25 protein-coding genes are annotated in these 22,582 nt (G+C 40.4%); 8 read left to right on the top strand and 17 right to left on the bottom strand.

Annotated features, from left to right (window positions below):
* Positions 1 to 8: 8 nt before the first annotated feature.
* The 8 genes from mvaD to modA all read right to left on the bottom strand — a co-directional run bounded on the left by mvaD (position 9) and on the right by modA (position 6,703).
* Positions 9 to 989, bottom strand: a complete 981-nt coding sequence (gene mvaD / locus QWT69_RS07885; protein WP_317970661.1) for a diphosphomevalonate decarboxylase — start codon at positions 987 to 989, stop codon at positions 9 to 11.
* A 42-nt stretch (positions 990 to 1,031) separates the two neighbouring features.
* The gene (gene mvk, locus QWT69_RS07880; protein WP_317970659.1) at positions 1,032 to 1,976 is read right to left on the bottom strand and encodes a mevalonate kinase; all 945 of its coding nucleotides are present in this window, start codon (positions 1,974 to 1,976) and stop codon (positions 1,032 to 1,034) included.
* A 250-nt stretch (positions 1,977 to 2,226) separates the two neighbouring features.
* Complete coding sequence (locus tag QWT69_RS07875; RefSeq protein WP_317970656.1) at positions 2,227 to 2,403, bottom strand: hypothetical protein; 177 nt, start codon at positions 2,401 to 2,403, stop codon at positions 2,227 to 2,229.
* 125 nt (positions 2,404 to 2,528) lie between these two features.
* Positions 2,529 to 3,224, bottom strand: coding sequence for a YwaF family protein (locus QWT69_RS07870; protein ID WP_317970655.1), 696 nt, complete (start codon positions 3,222 to 3,224; stop codon positions 2,529 to 2,531).
* A gap of 68 nt (positions 3,225 to 3,292) precedes the next feature.
* Positions 3,293 to 4,432 carry a radical SAM/CxCxxxxC motif protein YfkAB gene (gene yfkAB, locus QWT69_RS07865; RefSeq protein WP_317970653.1) on the bottom strand — a complete coding sequence of 380 codons (1,140 nt, stop codon included), beginning with the start codon at positions 4,430 to 4,432 and terminating at the stop codon, positions 3,293 to 3,295.
* Positions 4,433 to 4,552: 120 nt separating this feature from the next.
* Positions 4,553 to 5,209, bottom strand: a complete 657-nt coding sequence (locus QWT69_RS07860; protein WP_317970651.1) for an ABC transporter ATP-binding protein — start codon at positions 5,207 to 5,209, stop codon at positions 4,553 to 4,555.
* A 4-nt stretch (positions 5,210 to 5,213) separates the two neighbouring features.
* Positions 5,214 to 5,909 (bottom strand): molybdate ABC transporter permease subunit, encoded by a 696-nt coding sequence (gene modB / locus QWT69_RS07855; RefSeq protein WP_317970649.1) that lies wholly within the window; start codon positions 5,907 to 5,909, stop codon positions 5,214 to 5,216.
* A gap of 17 nt (positions 5,910 to 5,926) precedes the next feature.
* Complete coding sequence (modA, locus tag QWT69_RS07850; protein ID WP_317970647.1) at positions 5,927 to 6,703, bottom strand: molybdate ABC transporter substrate-binding protein; 777 nt, start codon at positions 6,701 to 6,703, stop codon at positions 5,927 to 5,929.
* Positions 6,704 to 6,900: 197 nt separating this feature from the next.
* On the opposite strand from modA, the gene QWT69_RS07845 reads away from it, so the two are divergent.
* Positions 6,901 to 7,890 (top strand): helix-turn-helix transcriptional regulator, encoded by a 990-nt coding sequence (locus QWT69_RS07845; protein WP_317970645.1) that lies wholly within the window; start codon positions 6,901 to 6,903, stop codon positions 7,888 to 7,890.
* Between the two features lie 82 nt (positions 7,891 to 7,972).
* On the opposite strand, the gene QWT69_RS07840 is transcribed toward QWT69_RS07845, so the two are convergent.
* Entirely contained in the window at positions 7,973 to 9,184 is a 1,212-nt protein-coding gene (locus QWT69_RS07840; protein WP_317970643.1) for an AI-2E family transporter, read from the bottom strand.
* 21 nt (positions 9,185 to 9,205) lie between these two features.
* Complete coding sequence (locus QWT69_RS07835; RefSeq protein ID WP_317970641.1) at positions 9,206 to 10,168, bottom strand: LCP family protein; 963 nt, start codon at positions 10,166 to 10,168, stop codon at positions 9,206 to 9,208.
* A gap of 176 nt (positions 10,169 to 10,344) precedes the next feature.
* On the opposite strand from QWT69_RS07835, the gene QWT69_RS07830 reads away from it, so the two are divergent.
* Both QWT69_RS07830 and msrA read left to right on the top strand, forming a co-directional pair.
* Positions 10,345 to 10,443, top strand: coding sequence for a YjcZ family sporulation protein (locus QWT69_RS07830; RefSeq protein ID WP_191692953.1), 99 nt, complete (start codon positions 10,345 to 10,347; stop codon positions 10,441 to 10,443).
* Between the two features lie 216 nt (positions 10,444 to 10,659).
* The gene (gene msrA, locus QWT69_RS07825; protein WP_317970634.1) at positions 10,660 to 11,190 is read left to right on the top strand and encodes a peptide-methionine (S)-S-oxide reductase MsrA; all 531 of its coding nucleotides are present in this window, start codon (positions 10,660 to 10,662) and stop codon (positions 11,188 to 11,190) included.
* 30 nt (positions 11,191 to 11,220) lie between these two features.
* Here msrA and QWT69_RS07820 read toward each other — a convergent pair whose 3' ends face one another.
* Positions 11,221 to 12,420: an MFS transporter gene (locus QWT69_RS07820; RefSeq protein ID WP_317970632.1), complete on the bottom strand. Its 1,200-nt coding sequence runs from the start codon at positions 12,418 to 12,420 to the stop codon at positions 11,221 to 11,223.
* An 83-nt stretch (positions 12,421 to 12,503) separates the two neighbouring features.
* On the opposite strand from QWT69_RS07820, the gene QWT69_RS07815 reads away from it, so the two are divergent.
* From QWT69_RS07815 to QWT69_RS07805, 3 genes are all read left to right on the top strand, one after another.
* Positions 12,504 to 12,758, top strand: a complete 255-nt coding sequence (locus QWT69_RS07815) for a hypothetical protein (protein ID WP_317970630.1) — start codon at positions 12,504 to 12,506, stop codon at positions 12,756 to 12,758.
* 160 nt (positions 12,759 to 12,918) lie between these two features.
* Positions 12,919 to 14,526: an ABC-F family ATP-binding cassette domain-containing protein gene (locus QWT69_RS07810; RefSeq protein WP_317970628.1), complete on the top strand. Its 1,608-nt coding sequence runs from the start codon at positions 12,919 to 12,921 to the stop codon at positions 14,524 to 14,526.
* Between the two features lie 150 nt (positions 14,527 to 14,676).
* Positions 14,677 to 15,360 carry a hypothetical protein gene (locus QWT69_RS07805; RefSeq protein WP_317970626.1) on the top strand — a complete coding sequence of 228 codons (684 nt, stop codon included), beginning with the start codon at positions 14,677 to 14,679 and terminating at the stop codon, positions 15,358 to 15,360.
* Between the two features lie 54 nt (positions 15,361 to 15,414).
* Here QWT69_RS07805 and QWT69_RS07800 read toward each other — a convergent pair whose 3' ends face one another.
* Entirely contained in the window at positions 15,415 to 15,615 is a 201-nt protein-coding gene (locus QWT69_RS07800; RefSeq protein ID WP_317970624.1) for a cold-shock protein, read from the bottom strand.
* A 172-nt stretch (positions 15,616 to 15,787) separates the two neighbouring features.
* A complete protein-coding gene (locus QWT69_RS07795) occupies positions 15,788 to 16,105 on the bottom strand; it encodes a DUF1033 family protein (protein WP_317970622.1) in 318 nt (105 codons plus the stop codon).
* A gap of 215 nt (positions 16,106 to 16,320) precedes the next feature.
* On the opposite strand from QWT69_RS07795, the gene QWT69_RS07790 reads away from it, so the two are divergent.
* Complete coding sequence (locus QWT69_RS07790) at positions 16,321 to 16,983, top strand: 5-bromo-4-chloroindolyl phosphate hydrolysis family protein (RefSeq protein ID WP_317970620.1); 663 nt, start codon at positions 16,321 to 16,323, stop codon at positions 16,981 to 16,983.
* A complete protein-coding gene (locus QWT69_RS07785; RefSeq protein WP_317970618.1) occupies positions 16,970 to 18,175 on the top strand; it encodes a toxic anion resistance protein in 1,206 nt (401 codons plus the stop codon). Before QWT69_RS07790 ends, QWT69_RS07785 begins: the two co-directional genes overlap by 14 nt.
* A gap of 68 nt (positions 18,176 to 18,243) precedes the next feature.
* On the opposite strand, the gene QWT69_RS07780 is transcribed toward QWT69_RS07785, so the two are convergent.
* The 4 genes from QWT69_RS07780 to odhB form a co-directional block, all read right to left on the bottom strand.
* Entirely contained in the window at positions 18,244 to 20,145 is a 1,902-nt protein-coding gene (locus tag QWT69_RS07780) for a vWA domain-containing protein (RefSeq protein ID WP_317970616.1), read from the bottom strand.
* Between the two features lie 10 nt (positions 20,146 to 20,155).
* Positions 20,156 to 21,019, bottom strand: coding sequence for an ATP-binding protein (locus tag QWT69_RS07775; RefSeq protein ID WP_317970614.1), 864 nt, complete (start codon positions 21,017 to 21,019; stop codon positions 20,156 to 20,158).
* Between the two features lie 61 nt (positions 21,020 to 21,080).
* Complete coding sequence (locus tag QWT69_RS07770) at positions 21,081 to 21,278, bottom strand: DUF6501 family protein (RefSeq protein ID WP_317970612.1); 198 nt, start codon at positions 21,276 to 21,278, stop codon at positions 21,081 to 21,083.
* Between the two features lie 74 nt (positions 21,279 to 21,352).
* The gene (odhB, locus tag QWT69_RS07765; protein WP_317970610.1) at positions 21,353 to 22,579 is read right to left on the bottom strand and encodes a 2-oxoglutarate dehydrogenase complex dihydrolipoyllysine-residue succinyltransferase; all 1,227 of its coding nucleotides are present in this window, start codon (positions 22,577 to 22,579) and stop codon (positions 21,353 to 21,355) included.
* Between the last annotated feature and the right edge of the window lie 3 nt (positions 22,580 to 22,582).

Raw genomic sequence — 22,582 nt, 5'->3', positions numbered from 1 at the left:
CCTTTCGCTTACGTAGTTAAATAGTGGATGCCCGGTCCTGGATGGCATAGGAATATATCCTGGACACATTCCAATTCAAGCAACCGGTCTTTCACAACCTGCTCATCAGCCGGTTGGCAAATTACTTTCACATTTGGACCTGCGTCAATTGTGAAATAAGCCAACACGCCGTTCTCCCGCAACTCCTGAACTACTTGCATAACGTCGATTGTTGCGCCTGTCCAATAAAGGAAAGGTGGATTCGCGCCAAATGTCGTCGCATGCATCTTTAGCGCATTGCGTTCAAGGACTGTGCCAAGTTGCTCAAAGTCCTGCTTATGTATTGCATCTCGTGCCGCAGACAAGTCGATTTCAAGTGAATCGAGCCAACCTGCATAAAAAGGGGATGTTTCTACCGTACGTCTCATTCCTTCGCGGCTCAGCACTTTTTTCTGCCTGGCTTCGACCATTACGGATAGAACGCTAAGATCCCATGCGTTTTCAGGAAGAATTTGTGTCGCAAATGAATCACTACCGTCCTGACACGTTCCTTTATGCCATTCCGCATATCCCCCATAGATGGAACGACTCGCTGAACCAGAACCTTGTCGTGCAAGAATGGAAAGTCCTTCATTCGAAATAGTGAAGTTGAGTGCTCGTGTCGATGCCGCCGCCAACGCAGCAAAACCCGATGCGGACGATGCAAATCCTGCAGCTGTCGGAACCTCGTTCAAGGAATCGACAACGGCATATCCTTGATGATTCGCAGTCCGTCTGACTAAGTTAAGAAAGCCCGAAATTTTCTCCCGTTCATGGCCACCCATTTCCTTGCCGTCTAAAACAAAAACGTCCGCCGAGAGATCTTCTCTGAATGAGACAGAAGTTGTTGTGTAAAATCGATCGAGTGTAATCGAAATGCTGTTATTCATAGGTAAGAACAATTGTTCGTCCCTTTTCCCCCAATATTTGATCAAAGCGATATTCGTGTGCGCTCTCGCTGTAGCTTTCAATTTAACTCCCTCACTTCATTATCATCTTGAACATATTCACTTCTATCCGACAACACTTGTCCATGTTTGGTAAGCGCCAGCTTGTTTCAATGCAGTGCTTACTATCTGTGCCTGATGGCCGTCTTGCGCAAGAACCAAGATGCACCCACCTCTGCCGCCACCTGTCAGTTTAGCGCCTAGGGCACCATGCAAACGTGCTGTATGAATCAAATGATCAAGCGACGGGTCACTTACACCCAATACCGCTAGTTCGTCTTGCGCCAAATTCAGACACTCACCGATTTTTTGTAAATTACCTGTTGCCAAAGAACGTTGACATTCATACGTATAATCTCCGAGTAAATCGATCGACCTACGCGCTACTGCAGGGTTATTGCGGTACATGAAGCGTATACCTTCCACTGCTGTACGTGTGTCACCAAAACGGCCAGAATCAGCGACAATTATATGTAATGGTTTATCGATTAGTAATGCCGTTGTTTCTTTGCCCTTCTGAAACCAGATTGGAGAATCATTACATGTAGCTTCCATATCGATACCGCTAGGATTTCCATGAGCGTGTGTTTCTGCAATTTGAACAAGATGCATTTGGACATCATGACGCAATGGAGCATCATAATAATTGAAAATAGCTTTCACGACGGCATGGGCAACAGCGGCGCTTGAGCCAAGTCCCCTTCCGGACGGAATCGATGAGTCGATGTGAATATTAAGGTTAGTAGGTGAAACATTCAACAGGTCGAACGTTTCATCAACACTGGCTTTTATGCCGGACAGTTCATCTGGTGCATCTAGAAGAACACCATTGAAATATTTGCTTGAAAACCATATTTTATTTTCACCGTCGGTCGGCTCACTTTGTTCGACAAGTGCTGTCACGTTCACTTCATGAAATGGGATAGCGATTGCGGGCTTGTCGTATACGACGGAGTGCTCACCGATCATGATTATTTTCCCATGGGCTTTGCCTTCTGCTCTTCTGGACATGTGTGTCCCTCACTTCTAAAAAAATTAACGACATGCATTTTTTACGTTTTAATTCTAATTCATTATAGGGTACGTCAACCCTATTTTCAGCTAATCCGCTTTTCAAATACGTTGTTATGAACGATTACCATCTATTTTACCAGTAACATGCATTGATTACGATACTGGACATTATTCGTACGCATAAAAAAATAGAGGATGCGTATGCCGCCTCTACTTGTTCAGAGATCTTGAGTAGGTGAACTGTTTGTTAAACACCCATTTTTCTGCTAGATTGTGTTACTGGTTTAGATTGTTGGCTTTTCATTTTAGGTCCTTGTTGCAGTGGATTACCTTTTGGCTTGCTTGTAGCATTCTTATTCTTTTTTGCTTCTAGTTGCTGTTTGACAGCATCCTTCAAGCTGATTTTCCCTTTTGCTTCAGTCATTACTATTCCTCCTGAATAATCATATTAAGTTTCTAAATCGTACCATTTCCTGCATCTGATTGTCCACATCGAAATTAGTGTTTTCGACAATTAGATGTTTGCTGACATCCACGAAGAACCTGAATTTAATCTGTCCGGGTGTTGCGTTTACGGAAAACGAGCCAAATAATGAAGAACATCATCAATGCTGTAAATTCAAGCCAAAGGATATACCACGGATATGGACCCATATAGTCTAACAAGCTACCGTTTTGTGGCTTCCTTCGTAAGAACATGTAATTTCCATCAAATAGCAGATTAACAAGGATAATAATCGGCAGTATAGCGTTAAGCGTAATGAAAGTCCTGATAGCGCCAATGAATGTTGGCGAATAGCCTTTTACCCAAATGAAATAAAGGCCTGTCATAACAATTCCTGTATGGGTATAAAAGAAATGGAAAAAACGAAAATGCGGAAAGTTCATATCCAAATCTGGCGTCACAATTGCCTGTAAAGCTCCTGCAATCCCTGCGAAGATGACGAAATCAACCAAATGCCTATTTCCTGTCCATAATAACAAAATCGTAACAACAAGAGATAAGCTACATAACTCAAGCGGCAGCGAATGATCAAGAGACCACCTGTCAGTCTGGATGAGCCAGATGTGATAAAGCACATCGCAAACGAGTAACGTTATGGCTATAATTCTTTCGAGCCGCTTTGAGTTATCAGGCTCCAATTTAAGATTCTGTCGAAATCGATATAGTAGAACAATGGCAACGAACAAAACAACTAACACTGCCAGATGAACAATGGAAAACATTTTGAATGTAGAATCCACTTGTTCTTCTCCCCCCTAGACAGATCACTTATCCATTTGACGAAATTCACAGTGCAAGGTTCTTTTCCTTATACTTGAAGATTAGACGATCTTTTCGTAAAGTCAATTTCTTCATAGTATGCATCTTTAACTAACAAATTAGGACCTAGACATTTGACGACGGGACAATGGCAACTGATTGTTTTCGCCAGCGGACTGGCCATCCAACGATCCAGCATCTCCTCTAACGGATCAGTAGTAATATTACCCATCGGCGGTGTATCGCCGAAATCAGTCACAATGACGTCACCCGTAAAAATGTTTACGTTCAACCGAGAACGTCCGTCGGGATCATTTCGTACAGAAACATTTTTGCTAGTATAGATCCTTTTCAACAATGCCAAATCTTCTTCAGCAGGGCTACATGGATAAAACGGTAACGTCCCAAACAACATCCAAATATCTTCGTCGCGAACATCCAGAATATGGTGCAATGCTTCCCTTGTTTCATCGAGCGTTAATACTTCTAATGAACTCGCAAAGTCGCTTGGATACATCGGGTGAATTTCATGTCTTGCGCATTTCATTTCATCAACAACTTGTCTATGGATTGTCTCGAGATAAGGAAGTGTTCGTTTATTCAACATCGTTTCAGCGGAAACCATAACGCCCATTTCAGCTAATGCTCTGCTATTCTCGATCATCCGTTGAAATTGCTCTGCCCTTTTCTCTACGGGTGGCTTTCTTTCCATATTTGCAAATCCGCCTTCAACGAAATCATCAACGGTTCCCCAGTTATGGGAAATATGTAAAACATCCAGATAAGGCGCAATCATTTCATACCGGTCAAGAGGCATCGTCAAATTTGAGTTCATTTGCGTTTTGACGCCGCGTTGATGCGCGTATTTTAATAACGGTAATACAACATTCTTAACGGACTTCTTTGAAAACATCGGTTCTCCACCCGTAATGCTAATCGTCCGCAAATGTGGAATTTCATCTAACCGGGCAGTTAGCAATTCTATCGGCAAAGGATCAGGATCTTTAGGTTGCAACATATATCCGACCGCGCAATGCTCACAACGCATATTGCATAAATAAGTAGTTGTAAACTCAATGCTTGATAATGTCATTTTACCATGCTGTTGCATGTCTAAATAGGCTTCCCACGGATCATTTTCAGATGTCATAGCGGTTTTCTTTGGTACAATTTCAATGATTTTCGTCATTTTTATCAAAACTCCTAAAAAGTATAAGTAACTAAATTAGTATGAACTTATCATGCTGTATATTCAAGGACAAAATGAAAAACACCTTATCCGAAAGAGAGAAGGTGTTCGCTCAAGACGTCAACAACTATCCATACTGTCTATGCGTTCTACAATTTCACCCGCTTCCAAGAAAAGAATCCGATGACCGAGCCTTTCCGCTTCCTCAAAATCATGTGTAACGATTATGAAAGGTATTTGCCACAATGCATGCAATCGAAGCAACTCACTCTGGCATTCTATCCGAGTCTCTTTATCCAGGGCGGACAAAGGTTCATCCAGCAATAGAACTGACGGCTCTGTTGCCAATGCCCTGGCCAGTGCTACACGTTGTTTTTCCCCGCCTGAAATCTGGTGGGGATATTTTTGCAGCAGATGTTGGATACCTAAAACATCCAGCAATTGGCTAATGACGAGATCAGATTTACCAACGTTCTTTTTTACGCCGTAATGAATATTCTTTTCCACCGTCATATGCGGGAAAAGCGCATAGTCCTGGAATAGGTATCCAATATTGCGCGCTTGTGCAGGCATCGAGTGAACGTCTTGACCGTAAAAGATTCGTTCATCCATTCGAATTACCCCTGCATCGGGTTGCATCAATCCTGCAATACTATCCAGAATGGTTGTTTTGCCAGAGCCTGATGGGCCAAATAGCACAAGTATTTCATTATCAACGTAAAAATCCACATGTAACTCATAGTGTGAAAGCTTCTTTTTCATCTTCACTTCCAGCATTTTATCACCTGTTTCGATTATCGTTTGTAAAACGTCTTATATTTCGCTTGCTCCACCAGTTCAGCCACATAATTGTACTGAACCCTAACGCAACAATGATTACGACCCAAAATGTCGCTTTTTCCATTTGGCCAGATTCTACAGCGAAATAGATCGTCATCGGGATTGTATCCGTCCTTCCAGGAATGTAACCGGCGAGCATGAGCGTTGCACCGAATTCACCAAGACCTCTCGCAAATGACAGCACGAGACCAGCCAAGACACCCGGCCAGGCAAGTGGGAACGTGATAGTCCAAAAAACGCGCCATTCAGACGCACCCATTGTTCTAGCGGCATTTCCCAATTTTTCATCAAGGCTTTCAAATGCCGCCGCAGCGCTTTGATACATGAGCGGGAAAGATACGACGACAGCTGCAATGACGGCTGCGATCCATGTAAACACAATTTGGTAGTCAAACCATTCCAGTAGCCATTTGCCAATCCATCCTTTTTTTCCGAATAAAATCAATAACCCGAACCCAACGACTGTCGGCGGTAAAACGAGTGGCATCATAAAAAAGGATTCGATGATACTTTTCCCAAAAAAATCTCTGCGTGCGAATTGATGTGCAAAAAACACACCGAGTACAAATACAATCGAAGTTGAAATGACCGCTACTTTCAATGATAATACTAAAGGTGAATAATCCACTCCACTCATATGATTCTCCTTTTCTTTTACTTGAAGCCATATTCTTCAAAAACAGTTTGGCCTTTTTCGCTAATCAGGAAATCAAGGAAATCCTGAGCGGCTTGCTGGTGGTTTGTATTTTTCACAATCGCGCCCGGGTAAACAATCTGTGCATGCCAAGCGGGATCCGATTCCGCCAATACTTTCACTTTATCAGAAATAAAGGCATCACTGGAGTAGACGACTCCTAAATCTGCGTTGCCCATTTCCACATGCGTCAAAACTTGCCGCACATCGCTTCCCATGACTAATTTAGACTGAAGTGGCTCCCATAAGCCGAGGTGCTCGAATACTTCTTTCGTATATCGACCGACAGGCACACTTTCAGGTACACCGACTGCCAAGTGGCTGATGGTGGCAGGATCTATTTCCTTGAATGAGCGGATTGTCATCTGGGAGTCGTTATTTGCGATCAATACTAATGCGTTCTTTGTGAAATCAACCCTTGTCGATTTATCAATTAGACCAAGTGAATCTACTTTGTCCATATCTTTCGAGCTTGCGGATAAAAAAATGTCCGAAGGTGCTCCTTGCTCAATCTGTGTCGCTAATTTACCAGAGCTGCCAAAATTGAACGAGATGGATACGTTGTCATGTTCCGCTTCATAGGTGTTTTTCAAATCAGTCAAAGCATCTGTTAAGCTTGCGGCTGCTGAAATCATGAGTTCCACTTCATCTACATCCGTTTTCTTCACACCATTTCCTGAACAGCCTACTACAATCACCATTGCAATCACCATTATAAACAGCTGCTTAATCTTCATCACACTTAACCTCCTCTTTTATAACTGCTTGCGTTTAGATATAACTAAATATAACATGATACATCTAAATATAACTACTTATATTTAGATGTATTTAATTACATCCAAAATTCACTGTATACATATAGATATCATCTGTTAGTTGCAAATACTACATAAATAAGAGAAAATAGAGTTAATAATTAAAGGAGGAACCTATGACACACGGACAAACAGCTTCTTATACGACCGAAGAAATAGCAGACCTATTAAAAGTTTCTAAACTGACTGTGTATGACCTTATAAAAAAAGGGGATTTGCGTGCATATCGGGTCGGAAGACAGATGCGAATCGACGCTGCGGATCTTGAAGATTACAAGAACAACAGCAAAAGTGGCGGCCACTTAGTGGTAGCTGACGAGAATGCAGTACAGACAAAAAATGAAGAAACTCCATCAAATGAAACAGCCCTCCCCTCCCCTCAAACTCAGCCTCATGCAACGCGTAAAGTAATCATAAGTGGCCAAGATATCAGCCTGGATCTACTTGCCGGCGCAATCGAAAAGAGCGGCAACGGCTACCGCCCATTACGGTCCTATACCGGAAGTCTTAACAGCCTAATCGACATGTACAGAGGTGAAGCAGACATCGTCAGCACACATCTATTTGACGCTGAAACAGGTACGTATAATATTCCTTACATCAAAAGAATTCTCACTGGGCATTCGTACATCGTCATAAACTTGCTTTCTCGAAAGGCTGGATTCTATGTCCAAAAGAACAATCCGAAGCGGATCTTTTCTTGGGCTGATTTCAGTAAGCCAGATATAAAAATGGTCAACCGCGAAATAGGATCTGGAGCAAGAGTCCTTTTAGACGAAATGCTGCGTGTTGAAAATATCACAGGCAGAACTATCAATGGATATGACAATGTGGAATTGAACCATATAACCGTTGCGGGAAAAGTCGCTTCCGGCGCCGCGGACATCGGAGTAGGAATTGAAAAAGCCGCTACGTTAGTCGGGGTTGATTTCATTCCCTTAATGCAGGAAAGATATGACTTAGTCCTTTTCAAAACTTCAGAGAATGACGTTTTGCGGAATACCATTTTATCCACGCTTCAATCAAAAGCTTTCCAAAATGAAATACATGCTATAAGCGGCTATGATCTATCACTTACAGGGTCAATTATGTATGAAACCGATTAAATTGAATCTGGACAACATATACAAGTTGACATAATAAAATTATTAAAGGAGTGTTCTCTTTTCAGGAACACTCCTTTTTTGTTCATATGTCTTTTTCATCATAATGTAGCAACGGATCAGGTTCGTGTTTATTGTAACGTAACCTAAACAGCTTGAACATATGGGTGAATACGACCTTTAGTAATGCATAACCTGGAATACCAAGAACGACACCCACCACCCCGAACAAAGATCCTGCAGTCAGTAAAACGAAAATTATAGTTATCGGATGTATCCGTAGTGATTTCCCCATGATTTGTGGTGAAATGAACTTCCCATCCACAAGCTGCACAATCGTCCAGACGATCGCCAGTTTCACGAGCATGAGCGGAGATGTAACAATTGCGATGATAACCGCCGGAGTAATTGCAATCAATGGGCCTAAATAAGGTACGACACTTGTGAACATCGCCAGCGCACCAAGTAATAACGGGTATTTCATATCAATAATTAAAAAACCGATGGACACCATTATACCGATACAAATGGCGACAAGAATCTGGCCTTGAATATAAGCACTAATTTGGTGATCGGCATCATGCAAGATTTCTTCCGCATCATCGCGAAGTCGAGGAGGAAGCATCCGCTTAATAATCGCCGGAAGCTTTTCACCATCCTTCAGCAAGTAGAATAATATGAATGGGACAGTAATGATTGAAAGAATAAATCCTGTCAAAGCAGAGATGAAAGATGTGACACCTGAAGCAATTCCCCCAATCGCATCAGTAAAGAATTGACCGATTGTCCCTAGACCGTTATCCAGTATGTGATTAACGTTAATATCCAATTCCTTGTAGTAAGTCGAGAAGATGGATGTCCGGAAAAAATTATCGATATTGATCAGCATCTGCTGAAAATAGGTCGGAAACTCTTCAATCAAATTAGAAAACTGGTTTTTCAAAAACGGAAAAACCAAGAAAACGAGTAGAGTGATTAAGCCGATTAAACCGATGAAAATGATGAATATACCCCAAATTCTCGGTATTCTAATCTTCTCCAATACTCTCAAAATCGGTCGCAATAGATAATAAGCGATCGTCGCTAGAATTATCGGCAACACAACAGTAGAGAAAAACACTTTGATTGGAAAGAAGATGAAAGAGACTTCACGGAATACGAGAATAATCAATCCAATTAATAAGATTGACAACAATACATACATCGATGTTTTCCCGCCTAGAAAATGGACGATTCTGGACTGTCCAGATACTTTACCGGGTTGTTTATTGTTCAGTTCGCTATCTGTATTTTGCATATACTCCCCACCCTTGGCATATCAGTCGATTTTACTGTTCAAAAATTTGCTCAGCGCAGCTTTATTTTTATCGATGTCAAGTTCGATGACAGACCCTGCATGTGAATATGATGTAAAGTCATAGGATCCTTCAATCGGAATGGTCATTGTCTCAATGTCCACATTCCCTTTCAAAAGAAGAGTAAACGCTTTGGACAATTCGTCTTTTGCTGTCAAATCGGTTTCCACAAACCCCGATAGTGCCCCTGTCAGCTTCGGTACTTGACGTATCATGCCAGGTCGCAGCGCTTCATCCTTTAATGCAGAAATAACTTCCTGCTGTCTGCGGACCCGTCCGAAATCTCCTTCTGCATCTGCACGAAAACGAGCATAACCAAGCAATTCCTTCCCGTTTAAACGTCGGATGCCAGGCATTAATGTGACACCGATTTTTTCCGACATCTCCTTTTGAACATTCATTTCAATTCCTTTTGGGAAAGCAATATCAATGATTGACTCGAAATTATCGAAATCTACGATGACATAATGGTGTATCGGTATGCCGAACATGCCTGTAATCGTATCTTTCGTTGACTGGACACCGTTCAGATAATAAGCTGTATTCAGTTTGTAATTTTGATAACCTGGTATTTCTGCATAAATATCGCGCATGAATGACACAAGCCGAATCGAACCTTCTTTTTTATCCCATGAAAGCACCATCATCGTATCTGTCCGAGATTTCCCGCTACCATCATCGTCAACTCCAAGGAGCAAATAATTTTCAACTGATGGGTTTTGAGGATCAGCTACATCCCCGGTAAATGGCCCAGGATTAATCTCATTCCCTTTTGCTAATGATTGTCCACGATTGTATTGAATATATGAATAAAAACCTATGGCAAGGAATAGCAAGAAACAGATTGTTACGATCAGCCTCCCAACGCGTAATCTCTTCCGTCTCCTTCTTCTCGGCACCGGTCCTTCGTATTGTTCTTCAGTCAAATTCGATTCCTCCAGAAAGTTGTTGTTATATATAGGACGATTGGATTCAAGCCGGGTTGCGCATCCTCATGGATAGTATATCACTATCCATACTCATGTTACTGAAATAATAGCCGGTATTTTACCTATGTATAACCATTAACTTTGCATAGTCTATATAGAAGGTGGTGGAATTGATGGGAAATGAAGTCGGTACAAAAAGCGGATTCTCTTTCGCATTGTTAGTTGTACTATTCATATTATTGATCATTATTGGTGCTAGTTATCTGTACTAATTTAACGGAAGTCCATTCTTTTTTCATAGTGAACGGATTTTAAATATAACAGAACCACTCATCGGCATCTCTCAAAAAAGGTTGCATTTCCGTCTCTCATAGACGGTTAGGCGACCTTTTTATGTAATTAAGACTAAAAGTAGAAATGCGAAATAATAAGACTTTCACCAGTTCATGGTATAATCAATTTATACTTTACACGGGGGATTGATTTGGATGTCAGATAAGAAATTTGAAAAAGCCACTTTTGCAGGCGGTTGCTTTTGGTGTATGGTGAAGCCTTTCAAAGAATGGGACGGAATACATGATGTTGTATCGGGATATATGGGTGGACATATAGAAAACCCTACATACGAGGATGTAAAACGGGGAGATTCGGGTCATTTGGAGGTTGTCGAAATCACATTCGACCCGTCTCTTTTCAGTTATGAACAATTACTAGAAGTATATTGGCAACAAATCGACCCAACAGACGCAGATGGACAGTTTCAAGACCGCGGCCATTCCTATTCAACAGCTATTTTTTACTACACAGACGAACAACGAAGAATTGCAAGCTTGTCAAAAGAACGCCTCGCAGCAAGCGGTAAATTTAACAAACCTGTTGTAACACCGATACGCCCTGCAGAAGACTTCTATCACGCAGAGGATTATCATCAGGACTACTATTTAAAAGAAAAAGAGCATTATAAAGAAGATCGTGAAAAATCCGGTAGGGACGAATTCATCAACAAACATTGGAGTTGAAAATGATAATCGAAACGGCAACAGGTTTTCTTAAACCCTGTTGCCGTTTTTGTCACCTATAATGAATGTCAATCCAAGCATTCCAAGGAATAACAAAGCGAATATCAAAAAAGTGAAATCATGATTTCCCGTCCAATCATATAAAACTGCAATGAGCAAAGGCAACAGTCCCCCAATAATAAATCCTCCCGTTTGCATCATCGCTGTCCAAGCATTGGTTTGTTCAGGAGTATCTGTCTCATCAAGCGGCAATACAAGCGCCGCAGGGAAAAGTCCACCTAAAGGTATTCCCATCAGCACTGCCCCAATCCACATAAGCGGACTGCTTCCAGTCCACAGCAAGATTATAGCTACAAGACCAATGCTAAGAAGGAGAAAAAGCCAAAACCGTCTTGCCTGAAACCGTTCCATAAGCAATGGAAATAGGATGTTCAACGCAATTTGAATAATCGTCATGACACTCACGAGTGTTCCTGCTTGTAATAAGGTCATACCTTTTGAAGTTGCTATCGGTACTAGCCAAGTTATTATGGAAAAGAAAGCGGATGCCTGCAAACCAAAAAACAAGAGAAACACCCAAGCTCTCTTAACTTTCCATGGTGATTTTGTAGTTGACCTCGGTCCGAAAATAGTCGTTTTACCGGACTGCTTTACTTCTAACTGATTTTGCATCGCAATAGCCCAGAAAATGATTCCGACAATGGCCAATAATGACCAGCTAGCCAACGCTAACGGGTATGATCCGCTTTTTTCAAATAACAGCGCAGTAAGGCCCGTACTCATTGTAGCACCGACACCCATACCAAAAGAATAAATACCGATAACAGAAGCTGCGCGATCCGGAAAGTTCTGTTTGATCATGGAGGATAATAATGGCCCCATGATTGCAATCGCTATCCCGATAAAGATAGAAGATATAATGAGTACAGTATAACTAGCATAAATGCCCCTTACAGCAGTAAATAATCCAACTGTCAACAAGAGTATATACATCGTTGTTCGAAGACCGAAGAAACGATTAAGTGCAGGAGCAAGCGATGCAAATAGCCCCATGCAAATGACTGGCAAAGCGGTCAACAGAGAGACTTGTGCGTTTGTGAGCATTAACTGCTCTCTTATGACATCAAGCATAGGACCAATCGACGTAATAGCCGGCCGCATATTGATAGCTACTGCAAAAATTGCGACTACTAGTAAAATCATAGTAATTAACGACTTTTTAACTGGCATTTTATTCTCCTTTCGAACTGGACCCGAACTTGCGTTTGGTAGGCTCTCATCATATACTAGTAATGTAGAAAGGGTGTTTGAACATGGAGCTGGTACACTGGGAATACTGGCGGAAATATCAGATCAAAGGTGTTTTCGACCGCTTTCCTACAACCGTTGTCATCTTTCGACAAGTCAAAAACTATTACTTCATCTATTCGATGTCAGGACTGGACGAAACAGTAATTCCGACAAGGAAAGACTATGTCCAGATGGAATACTTGCTCAATAAGGAATTGGGCAGCCTTCCAGCTTATCGTAAAAGATTCGTATTCACTCAATACAAAAAAACGCAGTAGAGATCCTTACACACCTCTTCAAAATGAACTGGTGTGTTTTTTTACGCTACCTCATCATACCGCAGGCACAATAAAAAAAACAGAAACAGCATCGAACACATACCACCTGTAATTGGATTCGTGCTATAATAGGAGCATTGTGAATTTAGGAGGATTTTTTATGATAGCAGTAAGTAATGTAAGTCTTCAATTCGGTGACCGTAAACTGTTTGAAGATGTTAATATACAGTTTAATCCCGGTCATTGTTACGGATTAATCGGTGCAAACGGTGCAGGCAAATCGACGTTCCTTAAAATTCTTTCAGGGGAACTTGAACCACAGACTGGCAATGTCATCATGAACAAAGATGAACGTTTGGCCGTTTTGAAACAGAACCATTTCGAATACGAAGAAAATGAAGTACTTGATACTGTCATTATGGGGCATAAACGTCTTTACGACATTATGACAGAAAAGAATGCCATCTATATGAAAGAAGATTTTTCAGATGAAGATGGTATGCGTGCTGCTGAACTTGAAGGTGAATTCGGGGAGTTGAATGGTTGGGAAGCTGAATCAGAAGCGGCAATCCTTCTTCAAGGTCTAGGTTTACCTGAATCATTTCATCATGTAAAAATGGCAGAATTGAGCGGTTCCGATAAAGTCAAAGTACTACTTGCACAGGCACTATTCGGTAAACCCGATGTTCTTCTTTTAGATGAGCCGACAAACCACTTAGATTTAAAAGCAATCCAATGGTTGGAAGAATTCCTAATCAACTTTGAAAACACAGTTATTGTCGTTTCCCATGACCGTCACTTCCTTAATAAGGTTTGTACGCAAATTGCGGATCTGGATTTCTCTAAAATTCAGCTATTCCCAGGAAACTATGACTTCTGGTATGAATCCAGTCAATTAGCTCAACGGATGGCTCAGGATCAGAATAAGAAAAAAGAAGAGAAAATCAAAGAACTACAAGCATTTGTTGCACGTTTCAGTGCGAACGCATCAAAATCTAAGCAAGCAACATCCCGTAAAAAAGCATTGGAAAAAATCGAATTGGATGATATTCGACCTTCTTCACGTCGTTATCCATTCGTCAACTTCCAGATTGGCCGAGAAATCGGAAATGATGTACTTAGTGTCCAAGGTGTTTCGAAATCACAAGAAGGCACTGTATTATTGAAAGATGCGACATTCACGATGAATAAGGAAGACAAAATCATCCTTCTTGGAAATCCGCTTGCTAAAACAGCTTTGTTAGAAATCCTAGCTGAGGAAGCTCAACCCGATGAAGGGTCTATTAAATGGGGAGTTACAACTTCACGTGCATACTTCCCTCTTGATAACAATGAGTACTTCCAAGGATCTGAGCCTTCTTTAGTAGATTGGTTACGCCAATATTCACCAGAAGATCAGACAGAAACTTTCCTACGTGGATTTTTAGGACGTATGCTCTTCTCCGGTGAAGAAGTTAAAAAGAAACCATCTGTTTTATCAGGTGGTGAAAAGGTCCGCTGCATGCTTTCAAAAATGATGTTGACGTCAGCAAACGTCCTTCTATTGGACGAACCGATGAACCACTTGGACTTAGAATCCATTCAGGCATTGAATAATGGTTTAACAGCATTCAAAGGTGCGATGGTCTTCACTTCCCATGACCAACAGTTCATCCAAACGGTTGCGAACAGAATTATTGAAATCCGCGAAGACGGAACAATTTTTGACAAGATGATGCAATACGACGAATACTTGGAGTGGAAAGATCAACAATCAGTTTCCAACTGATCATCGGCTAGTACACTTAACTAATTATCCAGTCATACAAAAGAGCCGTTTTCTTAAATAGGAAACGGTTTTTTTGTATTTAAATTCGAAACTTTACAGGATAGCTTTCAGTTAAGCGGCAATACTAGCGTAAAAGGAGTCGATAGCTGCATGAAGAAAATCCAAATAATCTGGATAGCCCTTTTAAGTCTATTGCTTGTTACGGGTTGTACGAACAAAACAACGGGACTAGATGATTCAGGTAATAGTGGAGAAAGCACAGATCCTGCCAAACAAGAAGACGAAAGCGCTGTTGGTAAACCCGGCCAATACAACGAAACTGCTTTAAGTGACTATTTTTTACCTGACACTTCAAAAGCCCATTTTCAAGGTGACGAAAACAAAATAGCGAATTTGGATATCGACTATGCACAACCTTATAAAAATTATGTAATCGTTCATGAGAGTTACAATGGAACACTGACCAGATATATCTATAAGATCGAAGAAAATCAAATCATGCAATTGAATCAACGTGTTGTTGAATTGAAAGAGGACTTCCCTTCTCTTGAGGAAGTTGAAAAAATGGAACCTAACGGGATCTATTTAAAAAAACCATTTGAAGTCGGTATGCGTTTTGATGAGTGGGAGATTATTGAAACAAAAGTCAAGGTTGACACACCCTACCAAACATTCGAAAACGCTTTTATTATCGAAACAAAATCGAAAGATGCACAAATCCGAAAATACTTCGTCGAAGGATTTGGCGAAGTAAAACGAGAAAAAGTTATGAATACAACTGATGGTGATGAGGTTCAAGAAAATTTAGAATTATCATCTGTCACAAAACCATGAATTAAAAAAAGAGGCACTCCAATTGGTTTGGAGTTGCCTCTTTCATTTTACGAATTATAGTTTAGTTACATTAGCAGCTTGAAGACCACGATTGCCTTCTACAACTTCAAACTCAACTTGCTGGCCTTCATCCAAAGATTTAAATCCATCTCCTTGGATTGCTGAGAAGTGTACAAACACATCTTCTTCTCCTTCAACTTCGATAAATCCGAAGCCTTTTTCTGAGTTGAACCATTTTACTGTACCTTGTTTCATGTGTGACTACCTCCAAATAATTTACTTTATAATACATGAAAAAATTCACATATTATAAAAGGTACCGACAACGCCGATCACCTTTTGTAATACGTGAATACGCTTGTTTCGGTTTTGCAATTATAATTACTGTTACTATACCATACCCAAATTAATTGTCAATATAACATTATCAAATATTCGAATTATTGTCTAGTACTAAGGAAGTGGGATTTCCATCTTGAAATGAAATGATACCATGAAATATTTGTAAATTATCATCACAGCCTTCGCAAAATATCCGCTCTTGTGGAGACCAGTAAGCGAAAAATTTGTTTTTCCTCATTTCAGAGCAAGTAAACTTGCTAATGAATAACGCATTCAATTCATCCAAATACGCTTTTGCTTCTACTATGTTGTCAAAAGCTTTTCGTGTCTGCACCATCTGTTCCCAGTCATCAAACATCCACCACGGCTCATAATCCGCTTTGATATAAATGATTTCATACACTTCATCTTCAACCTCCTATATCAATCCCGTCGTGAGTGGGTTTATTTTAACAAATCTATCGGTACTATCCAAGTAAATGGATTGATGTATTCATATGAATGTATTTAATGCGGATTTCAGTTATAATTGTACTATGGACATTAAACGGATTTGAAACTTTTCACCATTCATAAACGTAGTAAAGAGTAGAGAGAAAATTAGGAGGCCTGAAGATCATGCAGGAAGTAAAACAGTTTTTCCAAAGGCACTTCATCCTTGCACCTGTCAGTTTCGGAAGCTGGTTGACTTTGATCTTTGCTGCCGGCATAAATCCATTCATGGCAACCGGTATGATGATAGCGATCTATCTTGGTGGTAATTTTACAATCAAACAAATTCAGCTCAATTCCAGTGTTAAACAACTGGGTATGTCCAGATCTGAATATAAACATATTAAAATGCAAATTTCCGAAGCAAACGGAAAGATAAAGAAACTGAATAGCCTCTATGGACAAGTGCGTTCTGTTCAAGCATTTAAACAAGTATATGAGATGAACAACCTTGCTAGAAGAATTCTACAGATTGTACGCAAAAATCCAAAAAAATTCTATCATGTAGAGAAGTTCTTTTACTCACATTTAGATTCAGCAGTTGAGTTAACTTCTAAATATGCAATACTTGTCAACCAACCATTAAAAGATCAAGAAATCAGGTTAGCCCTTCAACAAACAAGGGAAACGTTAACTGATGTTAATAAGCAGCTAGAGCAGGATTTGCGTGGTGCACTAGCAACTGATATCGAACAGTTACAACTTGAACTTGATTATGTGGGAGTCACGATGAATAAGAACAAACCGTTACTTGAAATGAAAGGGGATTTGCGCAATGACAGAAAATAATGAGATGACAACAGAAAAAGTTAAAACGATGGATGATTTGCTTGATAATCCATTCAATATGAACGAACCGCTTCTACCTAAAGAAATGCAGACAGAGCAAATACAAAAGCAAACAGCAGTTAAATTGATCGATCGGCTAAAACCTGAAGAACAGGAAAAAGCTCGTCAGCTAGCAGAGCAGATTCCTGTCGGTAACTACGAAGCTATCATCACGTATGGTGCAAATGCCCAAAACGAACTATCAAACTTCTCCCATAAAATGCTCGATCACGTCCAAAGTAAAGATATCGGCCCTGTCGGTGATGTATTAAGTGATCTGATGGGAAAACTCTCAGAAATTGATCCTGAAGATCTTTCGGATAAAAAGAAGTCAGGTTTAAGCCGTCTTTTCAGTAAAGCAAGTCGTTCAATCCAGGAAATGATGACGAAATATCAAAAGCTAAGCACTCAGATTGATCGAATCGGCGTTCAGCTCGAACATTCAAAGCGTGGTTTGCTGGAAGATGTCCATATGCTAGACAATCTCTATGAACAGAACAAAACCTATTTCCAAGCATTGAATATTTACATTGCTGCTGCAGAAATCAAACGTGATGAAATCGCGACTGTCATCATTCCTGAAATGCAACGGAAAGCGGAGCTATCAAATGATCAAATGGCTTTCCAGGAAGTGAATGATATGGGACAGTTTTTAGATCGTTTAGAAAAACGTCTATACGATCTTCAGCTTTCTAGACAGATTACGATCCAAAGTGCTCCCCAAATTAGGATGATCCAGCAAACAAATCAGACTCTTGCCGAAAAGATTCAATCGTCCATCATGACGTCCATTCCTTTATGGAAAAATCAGATTGCCATTGCACTAACGTTGAACAGACAGCGTAAGGCAGTGGAATCACAGCGGCTTGTAACGAAGACAACGAATGACCTATTACTGAAAAACTCTGAAATGCTAAAAGTGAATTCCATTGAAACTGCAAAAGAAAACGAACGTGGTATTGTGGAAATTGATACGTTGAAGAAAACACAAGAAAATCTTATTCAAACAATCGAAGAGACATTATTGATACAAGCCGATGGTCGTGCAAAACGAAAAGCTGCTGAAGTCGAAATTGCTCGTATGGAAGAAGAGTTGAAAACTCGTCTTCTTGCTGTACATGAAAAAACACAATCTCCAAGCCGTCCTTTGTGAAATTGGCAAAAGTGATCATAGAAAAAGCAACTTCCTTTCTGGTGGAAGTTGCTTTTTCCTTTTATCTTTTATTGATTGATGACGATAGCAAGTAATTTCCGCAAAATCCTTATAGTTTGATCAGTGAAATCCTCGACGGAATCTGATGCAGCAGACTTATTGCCAAACATCATAGAAAATAGCGCTCTTTGGTCATCGGAAGGATTCTCGGAAGATAAAAACAAGTGTATCACAGACACTCCCCTTTTTTCAGCTTCCAACACAGCTTCTCGCGTATCGAGTATTCCGTTGCGATCATAACCAAAGGCCGATGGCTCCCCATCCGAAAAGACGAGAAGGAATTTATGCTTCTCCATTCTTCTCACTAAACGATCTGCCATCCATCTGATTGCAAACCCATCACGATTATCTTCGTTTGTTTCAAAAGATAAGATCGTCATTCCATCATCTTTTTGAATATCTTCGAATGTGTGCATTAAATTAAACACATTTGGCTGAACATCTTTTGTAGCATTGTCTGCATCTTCATAATAAGAAGAGATTTCATGACGAACTGATAATTGTCTAAGCACATCATGAAACAGTAATACGGCTTCCTTTGTTTCATCTAGTTTATCCATCATAGAAGCGGAGCCGTCTACAAGCAGTCCAAATACGGCATCCAACTTTTCCGAAGGGCTATTTTTCCTGTAAAAAGGACGTGGTCTTTCATCGACTGCCATTGTTAGCAGATTAGATGATAATCGTCCTTTCATCAAACCAGTTCTACGGACGTCCTCTTTCATTTCCATTCGCTTTTTCATTTCTTCAATAAAAGATCTGACATATGGTTTCTGTTGTTCACGCCATTGTAAAAGCTGTTTTCGATTCTTTTCATCCATCTTAATGGTGACGAATTTTTCTTCATAGACAACATTTATATTTTCTTTACCAAAATGATTGCCTGCTTTTTTTTGTCCTGAGCGTTCATCAAGCTCTTTCTTATCTTCTTCAGGTTGTTGACGGTTCTGTTTTTCATCTCCCGCTGAGTTTCCTCTTCCGATCTCCTCAATTTCGGCATTTTCATTTCCTTCTACCGCTTCGCCGCCATCACTTTTCCCTGATCTGCCATGTTCAAGTTCAAATTGGAGATGTATCCCGGATTCGTCTTCACTTTCACGATGCCAAGTGCGAAAGATTTCTTCAATCGTTTCCTTCACTTCATCTTCGCCTTTTTCTGCTTCAGACATCCCTTTATGATAGTGAAATGAAACCGTTTCTTCAGAAATGGATTCACCTACAGCATAATATTGGAGAATAAGGTCATTTTCAAGTATCTCTTCCACGATCAATATAATGCTTTCAGTCAGATTAATCATATCAAAGGTAGACTTTGCATCGGTTGCATAGGTCACTATATTTTGTATTTTTTTAATAGGCAGTTGCCAATCCACTTGTGAATCAGAGAAAAGACTATCATGTAATGTAATGTACAGCTGATTCATCAAAGCATCAGCAACAAAACCTTTTTGGAAGTTGGACTTTAATAAATCTCTATGGAATTCCATTAGTAATTCCCGTCTAACCAAAAACGCATTCTCTGTTCCAGGACGTTCTTTTTGGACTAGATCCATCAATCTATATTCTTCCAACATTAATAATAGTTCTTCAGCAAATTTACGAATCGAATGTTCAGCATATCTTTTCCGAAATTCTAACCATGGTTTAACCGAAAAGTGCTTCCAAAAACCAGTGGTCAACAAATAGACATCGGACAGCCTTCCGGCATGGGTTATGTCTTCTCTTCGATGTCTCCAAAAGACGCTTAATGAAACATTTCCTTCTTTTGGTTGGAATTCAATTAGTTTTCGTTCTGTCATATTCAAATACGGGGCATCAGCAAGCGCCTTCCCTACTCTTTCATACAGGAGAAGCAAATTAGCATCGATCGTCTCATCATTGAATTGTATGAATCGATTTAACTTCACCATAATTTTCTCCTCACTTTACCCAAGTGTCCACTAATTCCATAATTAACTTATGCTCCATCTTATCTTCAAGTTTTTCAGCAATCGCATATAATACCGCCCTTTTGATTGGGATATACTGGGCGAGTGCTACTGCATCAAGTAAACTTCTGACAGATGCAGCCTCTTCCGCAAGAAGTCCATTTATCACTTGTTTTTTCAAATCTTCATTTATATTCATCAGGGACTCTATTAGTTGCTCACTTACTTGTGGGAATTGTGCTCTTATAACTTCACGAAGTTGTTGGCCCGTTAAATAAGGTATTGAGAAAGAGATAAATCGATTCTTTAGGGCCTCATTCATCGGTGATGTTCCCACATAACCTTCATTGATAGCAGCAATGACAGAAAAATCTTCATGTGCATGGATCACTTCTCCGGTAAAAGGGTTCGTCAGCATCCGACGGTGATCAAGTACACTATGCAAAATCGGCAATGTTTCGGGTTTTGCCATATTAATTTCATCTATATAAAGGATATGTCCTTTTTTCATCGCTTGAATAACAGGACCATCTATGAATTCAATAATAGATTGTCCTTCTTTCGTGATGATTGTCTTAAAACCAAGAAGAGATTCTGCATCTAAATCAACCGAACAATTGACACTATGCATCGGCTGGTTGAACAAAGCAGAAATACTCTGAGCTAGTTTTGTTTTACCTGATCCGGATGGCCCTTTTAAAAGAATCGGTTTTTTTAAAGTAATTCCGATTAGTATATCTTCCCATAAAAAGTCAATAGGTGCGATATAACCTCCCACTTGAATGAGAGATTTTGTCTCATCAGAGTACTTTCGTTGGTTTCTCTTCACTTTTTCCATTGAAATCATATCTTCCATTTTTTCCGCACTCCTTTATTAAAAATACCCGATACCCAAGACTCGGGCATCGGGTATTCAATCATTCAAAATAGGTTTTGTAATAGCCGCCAACTTTTCCGCTATTATCCACGATGAAAATGAATTCATCCGTTTCATTTTTCACAGCGTACTCTTTGCCGGGTGTCAAAACGTCTGTGACGACATACTTTGCCGCATCGGCATGTGTACAGACCACTTTACGGATTGTCGGTGCTGTCGTCCATGTTGTAAAGTTCATATGGGTTCACCATCCAATAGCTATGATTTGAAAAAAGACCCGGAAATTCCGGGTCTTGAATTATCGTTTGAAAATTAAGAGCCTAGAAGAAGATCTTCTGGGTTTTCCAAAAGTTCCTTCACCATTTTTAAGAATCCAACTGAATCTTTACCATCGATAACACGGTGATCGTACGACAATGCAATATACATCATCGGGCGAATTTCAACGTTATCTCCAACAGCAACTGGACGTTTTTGGATTGTATGCATACCTAGGATACCTACTTGAGTACCGTTAAGGATTGGTGTTGAAAGCAATGATCCGAATACGCCACCGTTCGTAATTGTAAATGAACCGCCTGACATATCTCCAAGAGTCAACTTATTGTCTCTTGCTTTACCTGCTAGTTCTCCAATTGTAGACTCGATTTCAGCGAAGTTCTTGCGATCTGCATCGCGAACGATTGGAACAACAAGGCCACCTTCAGTGGAAACAGCGATACCGATATCAAAATAGTGTTTCAGTATAATTTCATCGCCGTCGATTTCTGAATTCACATATGGGAATTTCTTAAGTGCTGCAACGACTGCTTTCGTAAAGAATGACATGAATCCAAGACGCACATCATTTTTATCGAAGAAATCATCTTTTTTACGTTTACGAAGTTCCATAACTGCAGTCATGTCAATTTCATTGAAAGTCGTCAGCATTGCCGTTGACTGTCTAACTTCAAGAAGACGTTTTGCAATTGTTTGACGACGACGCGTCATTTTTTGTCTAGTTTCTCTTCCGTCTTCCTGAGCTGGAGCGGCTGCTTTTGCAGGTGTTGCCGGTGCCTTTGGCGCTGTACCATGTGCATTTACATCTTGTGCACGTACACGACCCATCGGATCTACTGGGGAGACCGCAGCAAGATCGATTCCTTTTTCGCGCGCCAATTTACGCGCAGCAGGACTTGCAATCGTGCGATCAGTTGAACTTTGTTCAGCCGGTTGGGCTTGCACAGCTTCTTGCTTCGCAGGAGCGGATTCAGCAGCTTCTTCTTTTTTCGCTTGTGGAGCAGTTGGTTGAGCCGCAGCTCCTGAACCTTCGCCAACAACAGCAATTACTTGTCCGACTTCAACAGTATCGCCTTCTGCCGCAAGAAGTTCTTGGATGACTCCAGCTTCTTCTGAAATAACCTCAACGTTTACTTTATCTGTTTCAAGTTCAACGATGAATTCTCCTTTTTCTACACTTTCGCCCGGTTGTTTCAACCATTTCGCGATTGTCCCTTCTGTTATCGATTCTGCAAGTTCAGGTACTTTAATCTCTGCCACAAT

The sequence above is a fragment of the Sporosarcina oncorhynchi genome, from assembly GCF_033304615.1.
GTDB classification, from domain to species: domain Bacteria; phylum Bacillota; class Bacilli; order Bacillales_A; family Planococcaceae; genus Sporosarcina; species Sporosarcina oncorhynchi.
This window is presented reverse-complemented; position numbering and strand designations above follow the sequence as displayed.

Excerpts from the sequence above, each read along its gene's own strand:
- mvk (WP_317970659.1), bottom strand. The coding sequence starts at position 1,976 with ATGTCCAGAAGAGCAGAAGGCAAAGCCCATGGGAAAATAATCATGATC.
- QWT69_RS07875 (WP_317970656.1), bottom strand. The coding sequence starts at position 2,403 with ATGACTGAAGCAAAAGGGAAAATCAGCTTGAAGGATGCTGTCAAACAG.
- yfkAB (WP_317970653.1), bottom strand. The coding sequence starts at position 4,432 with ATGACGAAAATCATTGAAATTGTACCAAAGAAAACCGCTATGACATCT.
- QWT69_RS07860 (WP_317970651.1), bottom strand. The coding sequence starts at position 5,209 with ATGCTGGAAGTGAAGATGAAAAAGAAGCTTTCACACTATGAGTTACAT.
- modB (WP_317970649.1), bottom strand. The coding sequence starts at position 5,909 with ATGAGTGGAGTGGATTATTCACCTTTAGTATTATCATTGAAAGTAGCG.
- modA (WP_317970647.1), bottom strand. The coding sequence starts at position 6,703 with ATGAAGATTAAGCAGCTGTTTATAATGGTGATTGCAATGGTGATTGTA.
- QWT69_RS07845 (WP_317970645.1), top strand. The coding sequence starts at position 6,901 with ATGACACACGGACAAACAGCTTCTTATACGACCGAAGAAATAGCAGAC.
- QWT69_RS07840 (WP_317970643.1), bottom strand. The coding sequence starts at position 9,184 with ATGCAAAATACAGATAGCGAACTGAACAATAAACAACCCGGTAAAGTA.
- QWT69_RS07830 (WP_191692953.1), top strand. The coding sequence starts at position 10,345 with ATGGGAAATGAAGTCGGTACAAAAAGCGGATTCTCTTTCGCATTGTTA.
- msrA (WP_317970634.1), top strand. The coding sequence starts at position 10,660 with ATGTCAGATAAGAAATTTGAAAAAGCCACTTTTGCAGGCGGTTGCTTT.
- QWT69_RS07820 (WP_317970632.1), bottom strand. The coding sequence starts at position 12,420 with ATGCCAGTTAAAAAGTCGTTAATTACTATGATTTTACTAGTAGTCGCA.
- QWT69_RS07815 (WP_317970630.1), top strand. The coding sequence starts at position 12,504 with ATGGAGCTGGTACACTGGGAATACTGGCGGAAATATCAGATCAAAGGT.
- QWT69_RS07810 (WP_317970628.1), top strand. The coding sequence starts at position 12,919 with ATGATAGCAGTAAGTAATGTAAGTCTTCAATTCGGTGACCGTAAACTG.
- QWT69_RS07805 (WP_317970626.1), top strand. The coding sequence starts at position 14,677 with ATGAAGAAAATCCAAATAATCTGGATAGCCCTTTTAAGTCTATTGCTT.
- QWT69_RS07800 (WP_317970624.1), bottom strand. The coding sequence starts at position 15,615 with ATGAAACAAGGTACAGTAAAATGGTTCAACTCAGAAAAAGGCTTCGGA.
- QWT69_RS07790 (WP_317970620.1), top strand. The coding sequence starts at position 16,321 with ATGCAGGAAGTAAAACAGTTTTTCCAAAGGCACTTCATCCTTGCACCT.
- QWT69_RS07785 (WP_317970618.1), top strand. The coding sequence starts at position 16,970 with ATGACAGAAAATAATGAGATGACAACAGAAAAAGTTAAAACGATGGAT.
- QWT69_RS07780 (WP_317970616.1), bottom strand. The coding sequence starts at position 20,145 with ATGGTGAAGTTAAATCGATTCATACAATTCAATGATGAGACGATCGAT.
- QWT69_RS07775 (WP_317970614.1), bottom strand. The coding sequence starts at position 21,019 with ATGGAAGATATGATTTCAATGGAAAAAGTGAAGAGAAACCAACGAAAG.
- QWT69_RS07770 (WP_317970612.1), bottom strand. The coding sequence starts at position 21,278 with ATGAACTTTACAACATGGACGACAGCACCGACAATCCGTAAAGTGGTC.